The organism is Heyndrickxia camelliae (assembly GCF_002844575.1).
Taxonomy (GTDB): Bacteria; Bacillota; Bacilli; order Bacillales; family Bacillaceae_C; genus Margalitia; species Margalitia camelliae.
In genome coordinates, this window is the sequence record NZ_PIQO01000017.1 from 22388 (window position 1) to 40934 (window position 18547).

At 30.3% G+C, this 18547-nt stretch carries 34 protein-coding genes; all 34 read left to right on the top strand.

Going from position 1 to position 18547, the window contains the following annotated elements; all coding sequences use genetic code 11:
* Positions 1 to 59: 59 nt before the first annotated feature.
* The 34 genes from CWO92_RS18365 to CWO92_RS18515 all read left to right on the top strand — a co-directional run bounded on the left by CWO92_RS18365 (position 60) and on the right by CWO92_RS18515 (position 18544).
* Positions 60 to 707 (top strand): 3D domain-containing protein, encoded by a 648-nt coding sequence (locus CWO92_RS18365; RefSeq protein ID WP_101355668.1) that lies wholly within the window; start codon positions 60 to 62, stop codon positions 705 to 707.
* Positions 704 to 1405 carry a hypothetical protein gene (locus tag CWO92_RS18370; protein WP_101355669.1) on the top strand — a complete coding sequence of 234 codons (702 nt, stop codon included), beginning with the start codon at positions 704 to 706 and terminating at the stop codon, positions 1403 to 1405. Before CWO92_RS18365 ends, CWO92_RS18370 begins: the two co-directional genes overlap by 4 nt.
* A gap of 42 nt (positions 1406 to 1447) precedes the next feature.
* Entirely contained in the window at positions 1448 to 1693 is a 246-nt protein-coding gene (locus tag CWO92_RS18375) for a hypothetical protein (RefSeq protein ID WP_101355670.1), read from the top strand.
* Positions 1694 to 1737: 44 nt separating this feature from the next.
* Positions 1738 to 2019 carry a hypothetical protein gene (locus CWO92_RS18380; RefSeq protein ID WP_101355671.1) on the top strand — a complete coding sequence of 94 codons (282 nt, stop codon included), beginning with the start codon at positions 1738 to 1740 and terminating at the stop codon, positions 2017 to 2019.
* 32 nt (positions 2020 to 2051) lie between these two features.
* A complete protein-coding gene (locus tag CWO92_RS26130; protein ID WP_101355672.1) occupies positions 2052 to 2633 on the top strand; it encodes a hypothetical protein in 582 nt (193 codons plus the stop codon).
* Positions 2634 to 2692: 59 nt separating this feature from the next.
* Positions 2693 to 2929, top strand: a complete 237-nt coding sequence (locus tag CWO92_RS18390) for a hypothetical protein (protein ID WP_101355673.1) — start codon at positions 2693 to 2695, stop codon at positions 2927 to 2929.
* A 37-nt stretch (positions 2930 to 2966) separates the two neighbouring features.
* Positions 2967 to 3263 (top strand): hypothetical protein, encoded by a 297-nt coding sequence (locus CWO92_RS18395; RefSeq protein WP_101355674.1) that lies wholly within the window; start codon positions 2967 to 2969, stop codon positions 3261 to 3263.
* 35 nt (positions 3264 to 3298) lie between these two features.
* A complete protein-coding gene (locus CWO92_RS18400) occupies positions 3299 to 3496 on the top strand; it encodes a hypothetical protein (RefSeq protein ID WP_101355675.1) in 198 nt (65 codons plus the stop codon).
* 47 nt (positions 3497 to 3543) lie between these two features.
* Positions 3544 to 4026, top strand: a complete 483-nt coding sequence (locus CWO92_RS18405; RefSeq protein ID WP_101355676.1) for a hypothetical protein — start codon at positions 3544 to 3546, stop codon at positions 4024 to 4026.
* A 60-nt stretch (positions 4027 to 4086) separates the two neighbouring features.
* Positions 4087 to 5070 (top strand): DNA (cytosine-5-)-methyltransferase, encoded by a 984-nt coding sequence (gene dcm, locus CWO92_RS18410; RefSeq protein ID WP_101355677.1) that lies wholly within the window; start codon positions 4087 to 4089, stop codon positions 5068 to 5070.
* A gap of 42 nt (positions 5071 to 5112) precedes the next feature.
* On the top strand, positions 5113 to 5352 hold the full coding sequence (locus CWO92_RS18415; protein WP_101355678.1) for a hypothetical protein: 240 nt from the start codon (positions 5113 to 5115) through the stop codon (positions 5350 to 5352).
* Between the two features lie 66 nt (positions 5353 to 5418).
* Positions 5419 to 6867 carry a DNA (cytosine-5-)-methyltransferase gene (gene dcm / locus CWO92_RS18420; protein WP_165786714.1) on the top strand — a complete coding sequence of 483 codons (1449 nt, stop codon included), beginning with the start codon at positions 5419 to 5421 and terminating at the stop codon, positions 6865 to 6867.
* Between the two features lie 132 nt (positions 6868 to 6999).
* Positions 7000 to 7164, top strand: coding sequence for a hypothetical protein (locus CWO92_RS25545; RefSeq protein WP_165786715.1), 165 nt, complete (start codon positions 7000 to 7002; stop codon positions 7162 to 7164).
* A gap of 30 nt (positions 7165 to 7194) precedes the next feature.
* Positions 7195 to 7836 carry a DNA cytosine methyltransferase gene (locus CWO92_RS18425; RefSeq protein ID WP_101355680.1) on the top strand — a complete coding sequence of 214 codons (642 nt, stop codon included), beginning with the start codon at positions 7195 to 7197 and terminating at the stop codon, positions 7834 to 7836.
* Positions 7837 to 7839: 3 nt separating this feature from the next.
* Positions 7840 to 8031 carry a hypothetical protein gene (locus tag CWO92_RS18430; protein WP_133120581.1) on the top strand — a complete coding sequence of 64 codons (192 nt, stop codon included), beginning with the start codon at positions 7840 to 7842 and terminating at the stop codon, positions 8029 to 8031.
* Between the two features lie 55 nt (positions 8032 to 8086).
* Positions 8087 to 8401, top strand: coding sequence for a hypothetical protein (locus CWO92_RS18435; RefSeq protein WP_133120582.1), 315 nt, complete (start codon positions 8087 to 8089; stop codon positions 8399 to 8401).
* Position 8402: 1 nt separating this feature from the next.
* The gene (locus CWO92_RS18440) at positions 8403 to 8585 is read left to right on the top strand and encodes a hypothetical protein (RefSeq protein WP_101355683.1); all 183 of its coding nucleotides are present in this window, start codon (positions 8403 to 8405) and stop codon (positions 8583 to 8585) included.
* 4 nt (positions 8586 to 8589) lie between these two features.
* A complete protein-coding gene (locus tag CWO92_RS18445) occupies positions 8590 to 8784 on the top strand; it encodes a hypothetical protein (RefSeq protein WP_207767814.1) in 195 nt (64 codons plus the stop codon).
* Positions 8785 to 8851: 67 nt separating this feature from the next.
* A complete protein-coding gene (locus tag CWO92_RS26605; protein WP_101355685.1) occupies positions 8852 to 9046 on the top strand; it encodes a DUF3789 domain-containing protein in 195 nt (64 codons plus the stop codon).
* On the top strand, positions 9009 to 9155 hold the full coding sequence (locus tag CWO92_RS25550) for a hypothetical protein (RefSeq protein ID WP_165786717.1): 147 nt from the start codon (positions 9009 to 9011) through the stop codon (positions 9153 to 9155). The genes CWO92_RS26605 and CWO92_RS25550 overlap by 38 nt, the downstream gene beginning before the upstream one ends.
* Positions 9156 to 9182: 27 nt before the next feature.
* Entirely contained in the window at positions 9183 to 9554 is a 372-nt protein-coding gene (locus CWO92_RS18455; protein WP_101355686.1) for a YhjD family protein, read from the top strand.
* Positions 9555 to 9635: 81 nt separating this feature from the next.
* Positions 9636 to 10370, top strand: coding sequence for a DNA-methyltransferase (locus tag CWO92_RS18460; protein WP_101355687.1), 735 nt, complete (start codon positions 9636 to 9638; stop codon positions 10368 to 10370).
* 121 nt (positions 10371 to 10491) lie between these two features.
* On the top strand, positions 10492 to 10617 hold the full coding sequence (locus CWO92_RS26355; RefSeq protein WP_268877605.1) for a hypothetical protein: 126 nt from the start codon (positions 10492 to 10494) through the stop codon (positions 10615 to 10617).
* A 21-nt stretch (positions 10618 to 10638) separates the two neighbouring features.
* Positions 10639 to 10953 (top strand): hypothetical protein, encoded by a 315-nt coding sequence (locus CWO92_RS18465; RefSeq protein WP_101355688.1) that lies wholly within the window; start codon positions 10639 to 10641, stop codon positions 10951 to 10953.
* Between the two features lie 60 nt (positions 10954 to 11013).
* Positions 11014 to 13323 (top strand): ribonucleoside-diphosphate reductase subunit alpha, encoded by a 2310-nt coding sequence (locus CWO92_RS18470; protein ID WP_101355689.1) that lies wholly within the window; start codon positions 11014 to 11016, stop codon positions 13321 to 13323.
* A complete protein-coding gene (locus tag CWO92_RS18475; RefSeq protein WP_165786718.1) occupies positions 13313 to 13759 on the top strand; it encodes a flavodoxin domain-containing protein in 447 nt (148 codons plus the stop codon). The genes CWO92_RS18470 and CWO92_RS18475 overlap by 11 nt, the downstream gene beginning before the upstream one ends.
* On the top strand, positions 13746 to 14789 hold the full coding sequence (locus CWO92_RS18480) for a ribonucleotide-diphosphate reductase subunit beta (RefSeq protein WP_101355691.1): 1044 nt from the start codon (positions 13746 to 13748) through the stop codon (positions 14787 to 14789). The genes CWO92_RS18475 and CWO92_RS18480 overlap by 14 nt, the downstream gene beginning before the upstream one ends.
* Positions 14786 to 15520 (top strand): hypothetical protein, encoded by a 735-nt coding sequence (locus CWO92_RS18485; RefSeq protein WP_101355692.1) that lies wholly within the window; start codon positions 14786 to 14788, stop codon positions 15518 to 15520. Before CWO92_RS18480 ends, CWO92_RS18485 begins: the two co-directional genes overlap by 4 nt.
* Complete coding sequence (locus CWO92_RS18490) at positions 15507 to 15746, top strand: thioredoxin family protein (protein ID WP_101355693.1); 240 nt, start codon at positions 15507 to 15509, stop codon at positions 15744 to 15746. Before CWO92_RS18485 ends, CWO92_RS18490 begins: the two co-directional genes overlap by 14 nt.
* Positions 15747 to 15812: 66 nt before the next feature.
* A complete protein-coding gene (locus tag CWO92_RS18495; protein ID WP_207767815.1) occupies positions 15813 to 16331 on the top strand; it encodes a pyrophosphohydrolase domain-containing protein in 519 nt (172 codons plus the stop codon).
* A gap of 38 nt (positions 16332 to 16369) precedes the next feature.
* Complete coding sequence (locus CWO92_RS18500) at positions 16370 to 16597, top strand: hypothetical protein (RefSeq protein WP_101355694.1); 228 nt, start codon at positions 16370 to 16372, stop codon at positions 16595 to 16597.
* A gap of 46 nt (positions 16598 to 16643) precedes the next feature.
* Positions 16644 to 17006, top strand: coding sequence for a hypothetical protein (locus CWO92_RS18505; RefSeq protein WP_101355695.1), 363 nt, complete (start codon positions 16644 to 16646; stop codon positions 17004 to 17006).
* Between the two features lie 102 nt (positions 17007 to 17108).
* Positions 17109 to 17699, top strand: a complete 591-nt coding sequence (locus tag CWO92_RS18510) for a sigma-70 family RNA polymerase sigma factor (protein WP_165786719.1) — start codon at positions 17109 to 17111, stop codon at positions 17697 to 17699.
* Positions 17696 to 18544, top strand: coding sequence for a thymidylate synthase (locus CWO92_RS18515; protein WP_101355697.1), 849 nt, complete (start codon positions 17696 to 17698; stop codon positions 18542 to 18544). The genes CWO92_RS18510 and CWO92_RS18515 overlap by 4 nt, the downstream gene beginning before the upstream one ends.
* Positions 18545 to 18547 lie beyond the last annotated feature (3 nt).

Here is an 18547-nt window from a genome sequence, read left to right on the forward strand (position 1 = left end):
AACGAAAGAAGGTGATAACTCCTTGAAAACATGATCTTTGATATTTTAAGGAGGAAAGTATGAAACAAAATACAGCTAGAAACTTGGTGATTGCAGGCACAGTTTTATTTGCTTCAACAGTATCAATTATTTATAGCGACATCAATAGGGAGAGAATCAAGTATAAGAATGAATTGGAATCACAAGTAAAGTTAAATGATGCATTGATGCGAAGTTATAAAAAGCAAAGCAATCTATTGAAAGACAAAGAAAACGACATTAAGGAATTAAATAAACAATTTCAATCAAAAGATAAGACAATTAAATTACAATCCAATGAAATACACAGATTAAAGAAACAGTTAGAGAAAGCGAAAAAACGAAACGAACTTCCCACGAAAAAGTTAAAAATGGAAGTGACCAGCTACATAGCACACTGTAAAGAGGGATGCACCGGAATAACTAGGAGTGGTTACAACGTCTCTAATACTATTTATTACAAAGGTTATCGAGTCGTGGCAGCAGATTTGAATGTTTTACCTTTATATTCAATCATACAAATAAAAACAAAACATGAAACATTCAAAGCTGTTGTCATTGATTCAGGAGGCGCAATTGTGGGTAACAAATTAGATCTGCTATCAAAAGATACGCAAACAGCAATTAACTTTGGAAGACAGATTGCTGAGGTAACAATATTGAGAATGGGAAAGGAGGGAAATAAATGAAAAATAAGTTTAAAGAAGAGGATATTGTACTCATTAATTCAAAAGCAATAGACCTGAAATCTTTAAACGGCATAAAGGCAAAAATAACAGAAGTCTTACCATCTAGTGTAAACAATGATTATGAAATTTGTTATTTGGACAATGGAAAAGAATCTAAATTAAGGGTTCGAGAAAATGAAATCCAAGATATTAAAGATAAAAGATTACTGCAGCTAGAAGTTGGTCAAGAAGTAATATATGAACCACTGGACATTAAGGTAGAGATATCACAAATTGACTTGATACATAGCTTTGTTGCGATTAAGTTCTCTGATGGAGGTGTACAAGTGGTGGAATCTGAAAAGATTAAATTAATAGAAAAGGATAGTGATAGTATGGTAGAAAAATTAGGGTACTTTAGTGAAAAAGGTTTAGAACTAGGGAAGTTAGTTGATTTGAAACAAGAGTCATATGGAGACAGTGTTTCAAAAACAAGTAAGCTAGTTAAGATCTTTTTAGAGGATTATAAGAAAGATGATGGTACATACGTACTCACTGAGGAATTAATTGATCACATACTACTACAAGTAAGAATTATTGATAAGCAAAATCGAATCTTTAGTAATCCAAAAGCAGATAAGATGGGAGAATCTCCATATAAGGATATTTCAGGGTATGGGTTATTGGGTGAAAGAATGCAAGGAACAATACATAATTAAATTGATAAAAAGCTTATTTAATCGTTAAAGGAGAGGAAAATCATGAATAAAAAATTATACAATTTCATTGAATTATTATCATCCAGAGAGTTCAAAGCAGGTGTAGTTGCAGAAACAGTTAACCTTGGGGTATTAAATTATAAACTTTGGTTTAATCCAAAAACATTCGTATTGGAATATAAGGATTACCCACAAGAGTCTGTTCAGATAATTTGTTCCGGACATAAGGATTATGAAAATATACCACAAGAAGACAATGGAGAATTGTTATTTAGAATTTTAAATTAATACATAATAAAACGTGTCTTTCGTTATGAATAGGAGGAAGGAATATGAAAATTATTGATAATAGACATTTAGATTTTTCAAACTGTATTCAAATTGGAGATATAGTTTTTGTAGAAAACGGTTCGAAGTATATTTTCTCTGCGCCCAAGAAAGTATGTGACAAATTGGAATTTCCTGTTGTTCAAATAAATATTGATACTTTTGAAATAGAAGATCAAATAAGTTGTAAATTGTTAAATTCATTAAAGCTTGGTAGTAATCTTCCGGTAGGCGGAGTAATAAAAGAAATAATTAAACATAAAAATGTTTCAATAATGTTATTATAAAACAACTCTTTGGTTGTGAAAGGAAGTGGAATATGCAATTACATGAAGAACGAAACTATTACTTATCCTTAAGTAAAAGTGAATATGATAAGCTGATGCTTTTCTCTAACTTAGGTGAATATTGTTTCAAAGGAGATAGTACAACAAAGATTGAAGATTTTCTTTTTAACTATGAATATGCGACTGGTAGAGAATTAGATGATTTTGTACAATGTTTCAATATTCTATCTAATTTAAGTAGATGTAATAAATTCGATATAGGCGAAAATGTAGTAATTAAATTAAATAGTAATGAAAAATTTGATGTTGAATACATAAGCGGATGCTTTTCGCAAGATAATCAATATAATTTGGAAGATTTAAAAGAGATACTAAATGCTTACGATAAGACTACATATTTAACAGATAAAGCACCAGATTACTCTGTAGCATTTATTCATGATATTTACTACGAACCATCATTAGAATTTGTTGAAACAGAGTCACAGTATGAGAGAGTATTAAATCATTTTTTAGAACTACTTAATGCTGCTACGGTTTTTAAAGATATTTATAAATTATTTGATGATAAGCATGAATTAAAAAATCAGACTGTAGAAGATTTACCTTTCTAAATTATGATCAAATTTGTATTATATTGTAAAATAAATTAATAAAAATGGAGGAATTTATAATGAAGGTAATTATAAATAATCAAACAAATTTAGTGGTTGAAGACGAGAATGGAAATATATTATTTCAATGGTTGCCAATTAATCATGTTGGAGGAATTGTAAGTAATATAAACATTAAAACAACGAAACAAGAAGATATTGCGAAAATTGCAAAAGAAATCAGTAAAAAGGTTGAAGAAGAAATTAGAAAAAGCTCTAGTCGATCTCCAAATGGAATAACTCAAACTTGGATTTAATATGAAATAGGAATTTCATTAAAAGGAGATGTAAAGAATGAAAATTACCATTGAATATGAAGGAGATTGTCAATTAGACAAATCAAGTGAGGAGACTAAAATTAATGATTCATTTGGTAAGAGTATCCTATCATATAAGCATGAACCAACATATGAATTAGTTTTACCAAAGTTAGCAAATGCAAAAGTAACTATTGAAGAAGATGAATTACATAAACATAGAGTAATTGAAAATGTAACAATTAAAGTTGATAGCAAGATCAATCAAGAGGAATTAAAACAGAAGTTATTCGATGTTGTAACAAATGAATTAAAGCATTTAAAACTAAATTAAATAAAAAGAATATCTTAAAAGAATAGAGGATTGAGATGGTAAAAGCATTTAGCGTTGAAGACAAATATGTTATTAAGAAAGATAATAAATTCTATACCAAACACAAATTCTTTGATGAAGACATTTCAAAAGCGCAATTTTACACTGTCTCAGGTGCAAAAACGGCTAGAGGTTTTCATCAAGAAGACTGGGAGATTGTTAAAGTTAGAGTTACTTTTGAAGAATTAGAGTAAAATCGGGTTTTTATTTTAAATTAAATAAATAAAAAGGAGAAGGATAAATGAGAAGAGAAACTGTTGAAGAAAAAGAAGTTGTCAAAATTGAAAAAGTTACAACTTCAAAAACAGTAATTTGTAATAAATGTGGGACTACTCAAGTGAATAACAACTGGAATCCACCAAGTGCTGAAGAATATTACTTTTCAAATGACATACATAACATTCAATTGGGTTTTGGGTACGGCTCAAGATTTGACAATGAAAGTTGGAATTTTGATCTTTGTGATAGTTGTTTGGAGTCATTGGTAAAAACATTTAAATATCCTCCTGATGGGTTCTATGAAGATGGATATTCAGTGATCGATGACGAAGAAGAAAAACAAAAGGTATTTGAACATTATAAAAAAACTGGAGAGTGGAATGAGTTTTTATTCAAGTCATATGAAGAATTAGTTGAATTTGCTAAATTCTACAATGTTGAATACATAAATGAAGTAATTAAAGAAAAATTTCCTGATAAACCTTTGTTGGAAGAAGGAGAGTAAATTAAATACAAAATAAATTCAAGATTCTATTGTAAATTAAATTAATAAAGAGGTGTATAAATGAGTGTACTTAAAGTATTATCCTTATTCAGTGGAATTGGAGCTTTCGAAAAAGCATTAAAAAATTTAAATATAGATTATCAGTTAGTGAACTATTGTGAGTTTGAACCAACTGTAGCAAAAGCCTATTCGATATTACATAATGAGCCAATTAAAAAAAATCTAGGTGACATAACAAAAGTTAATGAAAAGGAATTACCAGATTTTGATTTGATGACATGGGGTTTTCCTTGTCAAGATATAAGTATCGGAAATGTTGAAGGAAAAGGACTAGAAGGAGAAAGATCAGGACTTTACAAAGAAGGGCTGCGCATATTAAAAGAAAAAAGACCAGCTTATTCATTAATCGAAAATGTAGATAATTTAGTTAGTAAAAGATACATAGATTCATTTAATTTGATACTTAAAGATTTAGAGGACTTAGGATATGTGAATTACTGGAGAATATTAAATGCAAATGATTTTGGAATTCCACAAAATAGAAAAAGAGTATTTATTGTTTCAGTAAGAAACGATATCGAACATAATTTTAAAATGCCAGAACCACAACAACTTAAAAATAAATGGTGGGAATACATAGATTTAAATGATGGAAGGAAATTAACCGGAAGGCAACAACGAATGATTAATTCGGTAAAAGGTTTAAATGATGAGATTATCAAAATTGAAGGAGATCCACAATTCGATTGTGCAGTTATTACATTAAGACAATCAGGTTTAAGATTTCAAGCTAACGATGAACATCCTACTATTACTGCTTTTTATGGTAAAGGTGGAGGTAATTTCACAATGTTAGCATATAAGGGTAAGGTTATTGGAATTACTCCTCGAAACTGCTTTAAATTAATGGGTTTTGATTATGAAGACTGTGAGAAGTTACAGGACGAAGGAGTATCACAAAGTGCTTTATACGCAATGGCAGGGAATAGTGTAGTGGTCAAAGTTGTAGAAGAGATATTTAGAAACCTTTTAATTGAAAAATAAATAATTAAAATACAGATTTGATTAGAAGAAAGGGGGAAGAAAATGAATCAAAAAATCATCATTAGTAAAGATGACTATATTACAAACACAGAAGATGAATATACTAATAGTTTGAAAATGACATATGAACATACTCACTTTTCTACTTATGAAAAATGGAAAGATTATTTACATATTCAAGTTGATAATTATAATGGTTTCAACTTATATCTTGAAATGAATCCTTGGGAAGCAGAAAAATTATTTTTAGAATTGGCTGATCAAGCTAGAAAATTACGATGAAAACTGGATTTCATTAAGAAATGAGGTGGTTCTATTAAACTAATTAGATATGATATTAAGCTGCCAGTGAGAGTAAGAAAATATGAAGTTGACACTGAAAAGCTAAAATACGTATTAAAAGAATCGAAGAAAAATAGTAGTAAGACTATAAAGCAAATTAGTGAAGCATTAGAAAGACCAAAGACAGAAGTTGAACATTGGTTTAGAAGTGATAATTGTTTCTCTATTCCATCGTCAGAAATATGGCTTGGGCTAAAAGAAATATTAGAAATCAATACTGATGAATTTGATGTTCCAATAACAACTTTTGAAATTAGAGAAGGAGTATTTGATCAAGCCAATCGTGTTTATGATGTGCAAGGATTAAGTCCGACTCTAACCACGAGTGGTGAAGTGAAAATACTAGTAGATAAAAACTTAAATTATAAAGGAGCGAGATTTTTGAAAAAGAACAATTTAAAATTAAATAAACATATAAAAGTTTTATCTTTGTTCTCCGGAATAGGGGCTTTCGAGAAAGCATTACATAACCTTAATGTTGATGTTGATTTAGTTGGTTTCAGTGAAATTGATCAATTTGCAATTGAGGCATATTCTACAATACATAATGTAAGTAAGGATTTAAACTTAGGAGATGTAAGCAAAGTTGATATCAACAACATACCTGATTTTGATTTAATGACATATGGTTTTCCATGTCAAGATGTATCCATAGGAGGTAAGAAAAACGGACTTTCTGAGGGCAGTGGTACAAGGTCGAGTTTATTATGGGAAGCTATGAAAATAGCAGAAGTGAAAAAGCCCAAGTACATGGTAGCAGAAAATGTAAAAGGACTGATTGGAAGTAAGTTTCAGGAAGACTTTAATAAATGGATAACAAGGCTTGATAACCTTGGATATAATACATATTATAAAATATTAAACTCCAATAGATTCTTCATTCCACAAAATAGGGAACGGATATTTGTTGTTAGCATAAGAAAAGATATCGATTCTGGAAAATTTGTATTTCCTGATGGACATGATTGTAATTATAAGCTAGAAGATATTTTAGAACCAGTTGTAGACGATAAATATTTTATTGGTAATCTAAAAGATTTTGAGTCTTACAATCAAGACGAAGTTGAGAAAGTACAAATATTATATAAAGATAGAATTTTAGATGCTGAAAAGAAAAAGAACTATCTGCAATGGGATGTAAGTGGCAAAGGATATAATTCACAACAAGATAGGGCGTTTTATAAAGATGGATTGTGTGGAACTGTTCCAGCTGCAAACACAGGAAATAAACTCAATGTTTATTTAGGTGGATTAGCTGTAAGAAGGCTAACTTCAAAGGAAACATGGAGATTAATGGGATTTACAGACGAGGATCACGATAAAGTAAAATCAAGGTTAAATGAAGTTTTTTATAAGGGGAAGGATAAATCTATTCCTCAGCTATATAAACAGGCAGGTAACAGTATTGTTGTGAATGTACTTGAAGAATTATTATATAACTTATTAAAAAATTAAATTAATATTAATAAAATATATACATATTGTATTACTTTAATTGTTATACATACTACATATTGATTTAGATTAAGATAAAACTTCAATTTTATAAGAAAAAAAGATTAATAGACTGACATTAGGAGAACAACAATGAGAATCAGTGTTTCGTTCCAAATGGAAATAGACCAACTCAAAGACGTAGATAGGAATGAAGAAGAAATATGCCAAGTAATAGAACAAATTTTAGATATTGGATCAAAACAATGTGATGTGTATATTGATGAAATCATATCAGTAAAAGTATTAGAAAGGTAATTAAATTAATATAAAAGAGGAGAATGTTAAATGGCGAAACTAAAGGTACTCGAATTATTTGCAGGAACGAGAAGTATTGGTAAGGCATTCGAAAAGGAAGGTCATGAAGTGTTTAGTGTGGAGTGGGATAAACAACATGAAAATATCGATTGGTATGAAGATATCTCCAAGATAACTGCACAGGACATAATTGAACGGTTCGGAAAACCAGATGTCATTTGGGCATCACCTGATTGTACGTCTTACTCTGTAGCTGGAATATCACATCATAGGAGAAAAGATGAGGATGGTAATCTAAGACCTATTAGTGAATATGCAAAGTTCTGTGATGATACAAATCAAAAAGTAATTAAATTAATACAAGAATTAAATCCTAAATATTACTTTATTGAGAATCCTCGTGGTGGAATGAGGAAAATGAACTTCATGCAAGACTTACCTAGATACACAGTTACATATTGCCAATACGGTGATACTAGAATGAAGCCAACAGATTTGTGGACTAATCATCCTAATCCTAAATTCAAACCGATGTGTAAAAATGGTAATCCTTGTCACGTAGCTGCACCAAGAGGGAGTGCTACAGGAACACAGGGAATTAAGGGAAGTGTAGATCGTTCAAGAATACCGGATGAATTGTGTGAGCATATAGTAAAAATATCTGAGGAATAAATGATGAATACATATAAAATTATAGATTTACAAACTGACAAAGTAATAGCGGTAAATCAAACTGAAGAAGATTTAAAGGTCTTTGCGAATGACTTATATTGGCAAGATGAAACTAGTTTTGAGAATAGTACATATGAAGAAGTGTATAAGGCTATTTTAGGTTGTGATTATGATGTTGAAACAGAATCACGATAAAATTTTCATTTTAACTTGTTTTATAATTAAATATATACGAAAGAAGGGAATGAATGTGAAATTCGGATTAGATGAAAGGGTGGCGATTAAAAAGACTAACAAGATTGGCACAATTGTACAATGTAAACGTGAGGAAATTATTAATCACAGAGGAAAACAAGAAAAGAATACTTACATGGTTAAGGTGGGCGAAAGCCATTTTCACCAAACATATAATGAAGATGATTTAGAACGTGTCTATGATTACGATAAAGATTTTGAATTAATCTTCATTGATATTCAAATGAATACCAATTTAACGTTGAAGAATTACAAAATGTGCGAATATCTACATAAACAAAAGCAGAAATTAATGGAAGAAGGTAATTGAGATGGAAACTGAAACGCAGCAAGAAAAACTTCTAAGTGAGCTGAATAATATTTACTTCAAGATGGATGAATTATTTAAATACATAGATGATCATAAATTAACGGATTATCAATCATTATTAGCATATATAGACTTAAAGCAAATTAGATTTTCATTAGATAAAATACATAATAAATTGAGGTGATACTATGCGAATGGCAGAAAACACCAGAGAAGAACTATCCGATTTAACCGAAAAGCTGTACGAGGAAATAAGGTTGGTTGAAGTATACATAGAGAACCACGAAGGTATAAAAGATTCAACATGGAAAGATATTGAAGGGCTTTTATCGAAGGTTTATAATAGATTAGATAAATTAGAAGATGCAGTAAAATATTCATAAAATACGATTGACAATATAAAAATAAATTGATAATATAAATATATCAAATAAATAAGAAGTGGCTTAAATGGTCACTTCTTTTAATAGGAAGAAGGTGGTGGACATACTATATGCAATAACTATTATAATATCGTTCATAATTGGATCGTTTGTAGGAGTAGGAATTATGTGCCTTATGTCTATTGCAAAAGAATCTGATAATCAATTATATGGAGGTGGATGGAATGGGAACAAAGAAACTGTCACTGAAGATGGAAATTGAAGCAGTTAAAAAAATGATTGCAAAATATGAAGACAAGCTTGAAGCATTGTACATAAAGTTAGCTCAGGAAAATGAGAATGAAACATTTACAGAACATTCGTTCGCATGATATAATTCACCTAAGAGGTGATTAAAAGTGTCTTGGATATCTGAGGAAATACTTAGCTCCATAGATGAAAAGATCATGTTAGATGTTGAAATAAGTGTTATTCAAAATAAGATACTGAAGGCTGAAAATGAAAATAAAGAAGGATTCAAACAGTATCTTGAAAAAATACTTAAATCATTATTAAATCAACGTATTGAACTGGTACAGTTTCATAAGAAAAATGGTGTGAAAATATCTGAGCCAAAGCGAGTGAGTGATATGTTTATCGAATATTACTACTCAGTTAAATATAGTGGTGGTTATAGAGATGGTTATAAAAGATATTGGGACAAAGGTATTCAGTTTAGATTAAAGCAGAAAATGAAGGGATATTTTATGGGTATGCAACTTTCAGTGTGACAGCTAAATAAATTAACAAATTAGTAGACGTATAGTTTCTTGAAACATCAGTGTGAAAAATATATAAAACGGAGTGGTTAAATGGGGAAAGAATTATTAGGGGGTATTGAATTAAATCGTATATATCAGCGTGATGTATTAGAAGGACTAAAAATGATACCAAGTGATAGCATAGATTTGATAGTTGCTGACCCACCATATTTTAAAGTTAAAAAAGAAGATTGGGATAATCAATGGGAAACTGTTGAGGACTTTAAAGTATGGATTAATTCAATCTTTGATGAGTTTTACAGAGTTTTAAAAAATAATGGTAGTTTATATGTTTGGGGTCAACCATCAATTACATCACATTTCAAAATTCTTTTAGAAGAAAAATTCAATTTCAATAATTGGATTATATGGGAAAAAGAATTTGGTAGGAGAGGTCACAGTAAATTTGCCCAATTACACGAAGATTTACTGTGGGTATCAAAGGGCAAAAAACCAACTTTTAATTGGCAAGAAGTGAGCGAACCAGCGACAAGAGCAGGGGCGAAAGAGGGAGATACAAGAGTTTTATCTGACATATGGAAAGCACACAAATGGAATAACGTTTGCAAAGAAAGAGTTGGGCATCCAACACAAAAGCCATTACAATTTTGCGAAAGAATCATAAAGGCTTCTTCTAATGTTAATGATGTCGTACTCATACCTTTTGTTGGTAGTGGTTCGGAGTGTGTTTCAGCTAAACAATTAAATAGAAAGTTTATAGGTTTTGAATTAGAGACTGATTACATAGAAATAGCAAATAAAAGATTAGATAGCATAGAAGATTAAAATAATTTCACCCTGATAGTTCATTCAACACCTCGAAATGTTATAATAAAAACATATTATTGAACTTTCGAGGTGAATTAAACAATTAAATTCATAATCTATTTTAAGGAGGCGAGTTAAGTTGAAAGTATATGATGTCATGGATGAACTTATTTTTAATGCCGATTTAAGACATTTGGATAAGCGATTAAGTGAAATGATCACTGTGGAATTGGCTACACGTATTCAGGAGGAACAACAATATTAACTAAATAAAGGGAGTGAAGGAATGAAGGTAGCAGCAATTAACGCTATTTATGATGTACAAATTGCTCAAGAAGATGGTGTATTACCTTATGACACCTTTGATATTCCTTATAAATGTGGAGATATAATACTCACGCATGATAATGGATTCAAAAGGGCGATCAAAAAGGAATTATACGATGCAATGTATGTTCCGGTAAAGGTGATTAAGCCCAAACCGAAGATTGATTATGAAAGTATGGCTTCAGGATATGAACAAATGGGAGAGTTAATGAAGGATCAAAATGAATTTGGAAATAATAACTATACTGATGAATTACATAAAATTGAAAACTAGTTTACTAATAATAAAGCATTTTAATTAAATGCCTATAATAATATAAATAAATTAACATAAATGAAAGGGTGTAATTTATTGACGTTAATTACTAAAAACAAAGGCAGAAGAAAATTACCATATGATCAAAATAGATTAGAAAAATACATTGATAATATCATGCAAGAGTTTCCTAACTTAGATACACAAAAATACAAACAACGTATTTTCAACACAATTACATCGAGCGAAGAATTTCGTGCTGCAGAAATTACAAATAAACTGATTCTTAATGCTTTAGACAACATCACAATTGAAGAGCCTCAATGGACATATGTGGCATCCAGATTATTCTTAAAGAGAATTTATAAAGAGGCAGCATATAATCGTTCATATGATGATTCTAAAAAGTACGGTAATTTCTATGGATTATTAAAAACTCTTGGAGAAAAGGGAATTTACTCAGAATTAATTTTAAAGGAATACACAAGAGAAGAAATTGAATTAGCTGAAGGTTTCATTGATCCAGATAAAGATAACTTATTTACTTACATCGGATTAAAAACACTTGTTGATCGATATTTAGCAAAAGATCATGATGGAAAAATATTTGAACTTCCACAAGAACGTGCTTTAGTAGTTTCAATGGTTCTTATGTCTAAAGAAGATAAATCAAAAAGAATGGATTTAGTGAAAGAATCATATTGGGCTTTATCTAACCAGTACATGACTGTTGCTACGCCAACTTGGAGCAATGCAGGTAAAAGTTATGGTCAATTATCAAGTTGTTTTATTGACACTGTTGAAGATAGCCTTCAAGGAATTTTTGATTCTAATACTGACGTTGCCAATCTATCAAAAAATGCTGGTGGAATCGGTGTATATCTTGGGAAAATTCGTGCTAAAAACTCAGATATTAAAGGTTTTAAAGGTGCTAGTTCCGGAGTAATACCTTGGATGAGACAATTAAACAATACTGCAGTTTCAGTTGATCAACTTGGAACTAGACAAGGTAGTATAGCTGTTTATTTAGATGTTTGGCATAAGGATATATTCCCATTCCTAGAAGCAAAATTAAATAATGGTGATGAACGATTTAAAACCCATGACTTATTTACGGGAGTTTGCTTACCTGATTTATTTATGGAACAGGTAGAAAAAAGAGGAGATTGGTATTTATTTGACCCTCATGAAATTGAGCAAGTAATGGGATATTCTTTGGAAGATTTCTATGATGAGAAAGAAGGAGAAGGATCATTTAGAGATAAATATGAAGAATGTGTTCAATGTAATGAATTACATAAGGAAAAAGTACCAGCTATAGAAATAATGAAAGCAATCATGAAATCACAACTAGAAACAGGTACTCCATTTATGTTTTATCGTGATGAAGTAAACAGGAAAAACCCAAATAAACATGCCGGAATGATTTATAGTAGTAATCTTTGCACAGAAATCATGGAGAATATGAGTCCTACTTCTGTAACTAAGCAGTATACAGATGATGGAAAAATAATTATTGAGAAACAAGCAGGTGACTTTGTTGTATGTAACCTATCGAGTGTTCACTTAGGAAATACAGTGAAAGATGATGTACTGGAAAGACTAATTCCTATACAAATTCGAATGCTAGATAATGTTATTGATCTAAATAATATTCCAGTGTTACAAGCACAACTAACTAATCAGAAATATAGGGGTATAGGATTAGGAACATTTAGCTGGCATCAACTTTTAGCTTTAAAAGGTATACGTTGGGAAAGCGAAGAAGCTGTGGATTATGCTGATAAGTTGTACGAAAAAATTGCATATCTAGCAATAAAAGCATCTAGTGAAATCGCAAAAGAAAAAGGGACATATAAGGTATTTGAAGGTTCTGAATGGCAAACAGGTAAATACTTTGAAAGACGTAATTATGGTGAATTAGATGATGGTTCACGACTAGTCACAAATGAACAATGGGATGTATTAAAACAATCTGTACAATCAGATGGAATGAGAAATGCTTGGTTATTTGCGGTTGCTCCAAATGGTTCAACTAGTATATTAGGAAACGGAACTGCTTCCATTGATCCTGTCTTTAATCGTTTGTATTTTGAAGAGAAGAAGAATTATAAAATTCCGGTTACTGTACCAGACTTAAATCCTAAAACAACATGGTTTTATAATTCAGCTTATGAAATTGATCAACTATGGAGCATCAAACAAAATGCAGCTAGACAAAAACATATAGACCAGTCACAAAGTTTCAACTTATATGTAAAAAACAATATCAAAGCAAAGGATTTACTTGAACTACATATGACAGCATGGAAGCTAAAATTAAAAACATCATATTATGTTCGTTCAACTGCAGTTGATATTACTGAGTGTGAGACTTGTGCCTCTTAATATATTAATTAAGTATTATTCAATAAGTGGAAATACTAAGGCTGTAGCTAATATAATCTCTGAAAATATTAGAAATAAAGGGCATAATGTCCTTGTTTCTAATATTAATGAGAAAGAAAGTCCTGAAGCGTTTGATTTAATTTTCATAGGATCTTTCACAATAAATAATGGAAAGCTTCCTGTAAAGACAAAAAACTATCTCAAATGGTTAATTAAAGATAATAATTTCAACATACCGAAGTTTTCAGTTTTTGGTACGGGTGATACCCAATGGGCTTACTTTTGTCGAGCAGTAGATGAAATGGAATATCATCTAAACAAAGTCACAGATGTCATTGGAAAACTAAAAATTGAGCAACACCCTGTTAACCAACAACAAAAGATAATTAAATATATAAATGAAGTAATGGAGGCTATACAATTTGAAAAAAATTAAAAAGACAAACTTACTTACACCTGAACTACCTAATAAACCAAAAGGTCTTATTGAAGGGGAAACAAGTGGAATTTTAAATTGGAATGATCTTCAGTATCCGCAATTTTATGAGATTTATAGGACATTACTTAGTAATTTTTGGACACCATTTGAAATCAATATGTCTGATGATATTAAAATGTGGCATAAATTGAACGAACATGAAACTAGGGCATTTTTAAATATCATTGGATTACTTTCAATCTTAGATTCTGTTCAACCTAAATTTTTAAGTAGTGTCAAAGAATATCTATCTGATCCTTCAGCACAAGCAATATTATCTATCATTGAGCAGCAAGAAGTGGTACATAATCAAAGTTATTCATATGTTCTTTCGTCTATAGAAAAACGAGAAGTACAAAATAGAGCATTTGAAATGGCAAGAACAGAGAAGTTAATTTATGAGAGAAATAAGCTAGTGATTGATTTATATGAGGAATTTAGAGTAAATCCCACTATTGAGACCTTATGTAATGCTTTAGCTGGTTCAGTGGTACTAGAAGGTATTAATTTTTACTCAGGTTTTGCTTTCTTCTATAACCTAGCAAGAAATCAAAAAATGGTAAAAACTTCAACGATGCTCAGCTATATTAATAAAGATGAGCTTACGCACGCATTTTTTGTGACTATGTTACTGAAATTATTGATGCAAGAACGACCAGAAATTAATAAAGATGGAAAGTTTAATATCTTTGTGAACGATTTATTTTCAAAAGCAACTGAGTTGGAAATTACTTGGGCTGAATTTGCTTTAAGTGAAATTGAAGATATTGATATGAATGAGATGAAAGATTATATAAAATATCGTGCAAATAAATGCTTGAATATGCTTGGTTTTGAGGCTATTTATTATGGTGTAAGTGAGAATTCAATGCCTTGGATTAGAATATTTAGTGATGAGAATATTAATCTAGGAAAAACTGATTTCTTTGAGAATAAATCAAGGCAATATTCAAAAGTTACAGATGACAATGGATTTGATGATCTGTGATAAATACTGATGAATTAATCGAAAAATTATTTAAAAATAATGCAAACCAAGAATATATTGTACTTAATGTAGAAGGAAGAAATCAATCGGGTAATAAAAAATATAAAATAAGGTTTTTGGAAACAGGTTATGAACGGGTAGTTGAGAAAGTTGAAATCGAAAGAGGTAAAATTAAAGACAAGTTGGCTAAATCAGTTTTCGGAATAGGGATTCTCGGTAACATTAAGATGGTTGATTATAAAAGGGAGTATAGTGTTTGGAGTGGAATGTTAGAACGCTGCTATAATCCTCCGTCAGATTCATATAAATCATATGGAGCAAAAGGTGTTAAGGTATGTAAAAGATGGCACTATTTCACTAACTTCATCGAAGATATTAAACTCATTGATGGCTATGATGAACAATTGTTTCAAAAAGGTAAAATATTTTTGGATAAAGATATTAAGCAATTAAATAAACAAGTTGGGGATAGAGTTTATTCACCTGAAACATGTACTTTTGTATCATATGATGTCAATTTTAAATATGCTAATTTTAATCATAGAAAAAATAAATTCTTTGCCTTGAGTCCAAATGGAGAAGTAACTGAAGAATTTGGAATTAGAGAATTTGCTAAAACTAATGGACTAATCAAGCAAGGTATCATATCTTGTCTAAAAGGTAGAGCTAGTATACATAAAGGTTGGAAATTCAGTTACAGAAAGGAAGATTTATTAAATGAAATTGCTTAAATTATATCAGCCATCTTGTACACCATGTCAATTTGTAGAAAACTTTTTACAGGATCAAGGAGTAGAATATGAATCAATAAATGTACAAGAAGAACCAGATATAGCTTTTCAATTTGGAGTAATGTCAACACCAGTTACTATTTTAGTAGATGATGAAGGTAAAGAAGTTCAACGTGTAGTTGGCTTTAAACCGGATGAAATAGAAGAGGTTATAAATAAATTATAATTAAATTAATAATAAAAGAAGGGTTTTATGTTATGGTGAAGCCCATCTAATAAAAGGAGAATGCTAATGTTAGATGTACAAAACAATAAAATGTATTACATGGTACAAGAATTTCACAAAGCCTTTAATCACCCTTTCAATGAAAAACCTACTCCAATGAACAAGGAAACAGCCTTAAATCGTGCAGTATGGACTGCAGAAGAATTAGTTGAACTGCTATACGCTACAGTTGGAGGTGATCATGAGGAATTTGTTACATTGGTTGACTCATTTGTGACTGGAATAATGAACAATGTAGACAAAATGATTAAAGAGAACAAACCAGTTGATGATATTCTTGTTGCTCAAGCTGATGCATTGACTGATGTTGAATATTTCAATCAAGGATCATTTACAATTCTAGGTGTGAAACCTTTTAATCTATTTAATATTGTACATAGTGCTAATATGGGAAAACTTCATTCCGATGGTAAGCCTCGATTTAGAGACGGGGATGGAAAGATAATTAAACCGGATAATTGGGAGAGAGACTTCGCTCCAGAGTCACGGTTAAAAGAAGAAATTGAACGTCAAAAAGCACAATAATATAAGTATTTTATAAGAATTGAAGGGAGGTGAGAATCATGGAATCAAAAAATCTTAACATTCGTCAAGAAGATAATGGAGAAATTCGAGTAAGTAGAGATGCAGACAATATTCGCTATACTTCAGTAAGAGCGTCTTCTTTCTTCAACTCTAATTTCAAAGAAGAAGTCAAGGCAATTGTAAGAGAAGTATTGGAAGAAGAAAATAAAAAGATTACACAAAGAATCATCGCAGGAATAAAAGATGCAGAAGTAAGAAAATATTAGTATATAAATAAGAGGGTGACGACCAATCGTCAAGGAGGATATTAAAATGGAAAATAAAAATCAAGATAATTTAACTCTAGTGTTATTCAAAGTTGAAGAAGAAGTTCGAAAGAATTATAGTGCAGCAAAAACATTGATGAATACATATCAAACTTTATTGAGGAAATATGAACACAATATACATTTGGACGATGTAAATTTTAATGATCACTTGTCTGCATTTGAAAGAATTAAGAAGGTAGTTCAAGATGAAATTAAAACACTATTAGAGTATGAAGATTATAAACTAGTTGATACATTAGCAATGATTGAAGATAGAATTCTTGCATCTGAATATGTCTTAAATAGAATAATCGAAAAACAAAGAACATATTCAAATTTATTAATTAACCGACTATCTAAACAGTAATGAAAATAAATTTATAAAACTAATTTACAAAATGAAATTAAATTGATATAATTCTAAGTAAGAGCTTAATAGTTCTTACTTATTTTTATAGGAGGTGAAATTGTGACTCTAACACCAGAGGAACTTTACAATAAATATCAACACTATGCAGAACGTACATTATGTGAGGTCTTTCCTGATCCACATAACTTAGCAAAGAAAAAGGGGATTGAGTATGAAGATTTAGTACAGTATGCGAAACTTGGGCTTTGGATTGGATGCTTAACTTATAATCCTAAGAAATCAAAATTTAATACCCATGCAATCAACAGTATTAAGTGGAATTTGTTTAAAAGTCTTAATAAGGAAAATGGATTAATTAAATTAGAAGAAAAAAGGAAATACAGTGAATCTGAATTATATGATGTAGTTTCGATGGATCAACAAATATTTGATGACAATGAAGAAAAGACACTGCATGAGCTAATTGCAAGTAAAGATGATACATATAAAACTGGATTAGGAAATGTTTTAATTAATGAATGCTTAAACAGACTAACTGGTTTTCAAAAAGAAATATTGAAATTACGTTTAGAGGAATATACTTTCGAACAAATTGGAAGTATGTACAATATGACAAAGGAAGCAATAAGACAACATATGAAGAAAATGAAAGTCAAGTTTATTAATTTAAGAGAGGTTGAGTTGGTTTGAATAAAGCAGATAAATACTTTATAAATAACCTAAAGAAAGTAAAAGAAGAAGGTTGTACAGATTTATCCGGTAAAGTAAGACCAAAATATAAAGATGGCTCTCCAGCACATACAAAATATATTACATTTGTACATGAAGAATATGATTTATCAAAAGGTGAATTCCCTATTTCAACACTTAGACCATTAGCTTTTAAATCTGCTATAGGGGAGACTCTAACTTTTTATCAGGATCAAACAAATGACATTGGAATTATGGAAGAGAAGTATAAGTTAAATTGGTGGAGAGACTGGGAAGTAGCTGATACTAATACAATTGGGTTGAGATATGGTGCTACTGTAAAGAGATATGATTTACTAAATAGATTATTAGATACTCTCAACAATGATATGTTTAGCAGGCGTAAGATTATGAATCTATGGCAGGAACAAGATTTCATTGATGAGCCCGATGGACTCAAACCATGCTTTTACGAAACACTTTGGGAAGTACGAGTTTTAGAAGATGGAATATACTTAGACTTACATTTAAATTCCAGATCCTCAGATTTTGGAGTAGCATCAGTCATTAATCGTACACAATATGTTGCTCTACAAATGATGATTGCTAATCATTTTGGATTCAAATTAGGTAAGTTTAGTGTATTTACTTCTAATCTTCATTACTACTTAAGACATGAAGAACAAATAAACGAATTGTTAAAACGCACACCATCAGAAAAACAACCATACATAAAACTTAATGTTCCGGAAAAAACAAACTTCTATGATATTAAACTATCTGATTTTGAGTTAGTTGATTTTGAATGTAAATATCCACAATTAAAATTTGAGTTGGGGGTTTAGTAT

Excerpts from the sequence above, each read along its gene's own strand:
- CWO92_RS18365 (WP_101355668.1), top strand. The coding sequence starts at position 60 with ATGAAACAAAATACAGCTAGAAACTTGGTGATTGCAGGCACAGTTTTA.
- CWO92_RS18370 (WP_101355669.1), top strand. The coding sequence starts at position 704 with ATGAAAAATAAGTTTAAAGAAGAGGATATTGTACTCATTAATTCAAAA.
- CWO92_RS18375 (WP_101355670.1), top strand. The coding sequence starts at position 1,448 with ATGAATAAAAAATTATACAATTTCATTGAATTATTATCATCCAGAGAG.
- CWO92_RS18380 (WP_101355671.1), top strand. The coding sequence starts at position 1,738 with ATGAAAATTATTGATAATAGACATTTAGATTTTTCAAACTGTATTCAA.
- CWO92_RS26130 (WP_101355672.1), top strand. The coding sequence starts at position 2,052 with ATGCAATTACATGAAGAACGAAACTATTACTTATCCTTAAGTAAAAGT.
- CWO92_RS18390 (WP_101355673.1), top strand. The coding sequence starts at position 2,693 with ATGAAGGTAATTATAAATAATCAAACAAATTTAGTGGTTGAAGACGAG.
- CWO92_RS18395 (WP_101355674.1), top strand. The coding sequence starts at position 2,967 with ATGAAAATTACCATTGAATATGAAGGAGATTGTCAATTAGACAAATCA.
- CWO92_RS18400 (WP_101355675.1), top strand. The coding sequence starts at position 3,299 with ATGGTAAAAGCATTTAGCGTTGAAGACAAATATGTTATTAAGAAAGAT.
- CWO92_RS18405 (WP_101355676.1), top strand. The coding sequence starts at position 3,544 with ATGAGAAGAGAAACTGTTGAAGAAAAAGAAGTTGTCAAAATTGAAAAA.
- dcm (WP_101355677.1), top strand. The coding sequence starts at position 4,087 with ATGAGTGTACTTAAAGTATTATCCTTATTCAGTGGAATTGGAGCTTTC.
- CWO92_RS18415 (WP_101355678.1), top strand. The coding sequence starts at position 5,113 with ATGAATCAAAAAATCATCATTAGTAAAGATGACTATATTACAAACACA.
- CWO92_RS25545 (WP_165786715.1), top strand. The coding sequence starts at position 7,000 with ATGAGAATCAGTGTTTCGTTCCAAATGGAAATAGACCAACTCAAAGAC.
- CWO92_RS18425 (WP_101355680.1), top strand. The coding sequence starts at position 7,195 with ATGGCGAAACTAAAGGTACTCGAATTATTTGCAGGAACGAGAAGTATT.
- CWO92_RS18430 (WP_133120581.1), top strand. The coding sequence starts at position 7,840 with ATGAATACATATAAAATTATAGATTTACAAACTGACAAAGTAATAGCG.
- CWO92_RS18440 (WP_101355683.1), top strand. The coding sequence starts at position 8,403 with ATGGAAACTGAAACGCAGCAAGAAAAACTTCTAAGTGAGCTGAATAAT.
- CWO92_RS18445 (WP_207767814.1), top strand. The coding sequence starts at position 8,590 with ATGCGAATGGCAGAAAACACCAGAGAAGAACTATCCGATTTAACCGAA.
- CWO92_RS26605 (WP_101355685.1), top strand. The coding sequence starts at position 8,852 with ATGGTCACTTCTTTTAATAGGAAGAAGGTGGTGGACATACTATATGCA.
- CWO92_RS25550 (WP_165786717.1), top strand. The coding sequence starts at position 9,009 with ATGGGAACAAAGAAACTGTCACTGAAGATGGAAATTGAAGCAGTTAAA.
- CWO92_RS18460 (WP_101355687.1), top strand. The coding sequence starts at position 9,636 with ATGGGGAAAGAATTATTAGGGGGTATTGAATTAAATCGTATATATCAG.
- CWO92_RS18465 (WP_101355688.1), top strand. The coding sequence starts at position 10,639 with ATGAAGGTAGCAGCAATTAACGCTATTTATGATGTACAAATTGCTCAA.
- CWO92_RS18470 (WP_101355689.1), top strand. The coding sequence starts at position 11,014 with ATGAAAGGGTGTAATTTATTGACGTTAATTACTAAAAACAAAGGCAGA.
- CWO92_RS18490 (WP_101355693.1), top strand. The coding sequence starts at position 15,507 with ATGAAATTGCTTAAATTATATCAGCCATCTTGTACACCATGTCAATTT.
- CWO92_RS18495 (WP_207767815.1), top strand. The coding sequence starts at position 15,813 with ATGTTAGATGTACAAAACAATAAAATGTATTACATGGTACAAGAATTT.
- CWO92_RS18500 (WP_101355694.1), top strand. The coding sequence starts at position 16,370 with ATGGAATCAAAAAATCTTAACATTCGTCAAGAAGATAATGGAGAAATT.
- CWO92_RS18505 (WP_101355695.1), top strand. The coding sequence starts at position 16,644 with ATGGAAAATAAAAATCAAGATAATTTAACTCTAGTGTTATTCAAAGTT.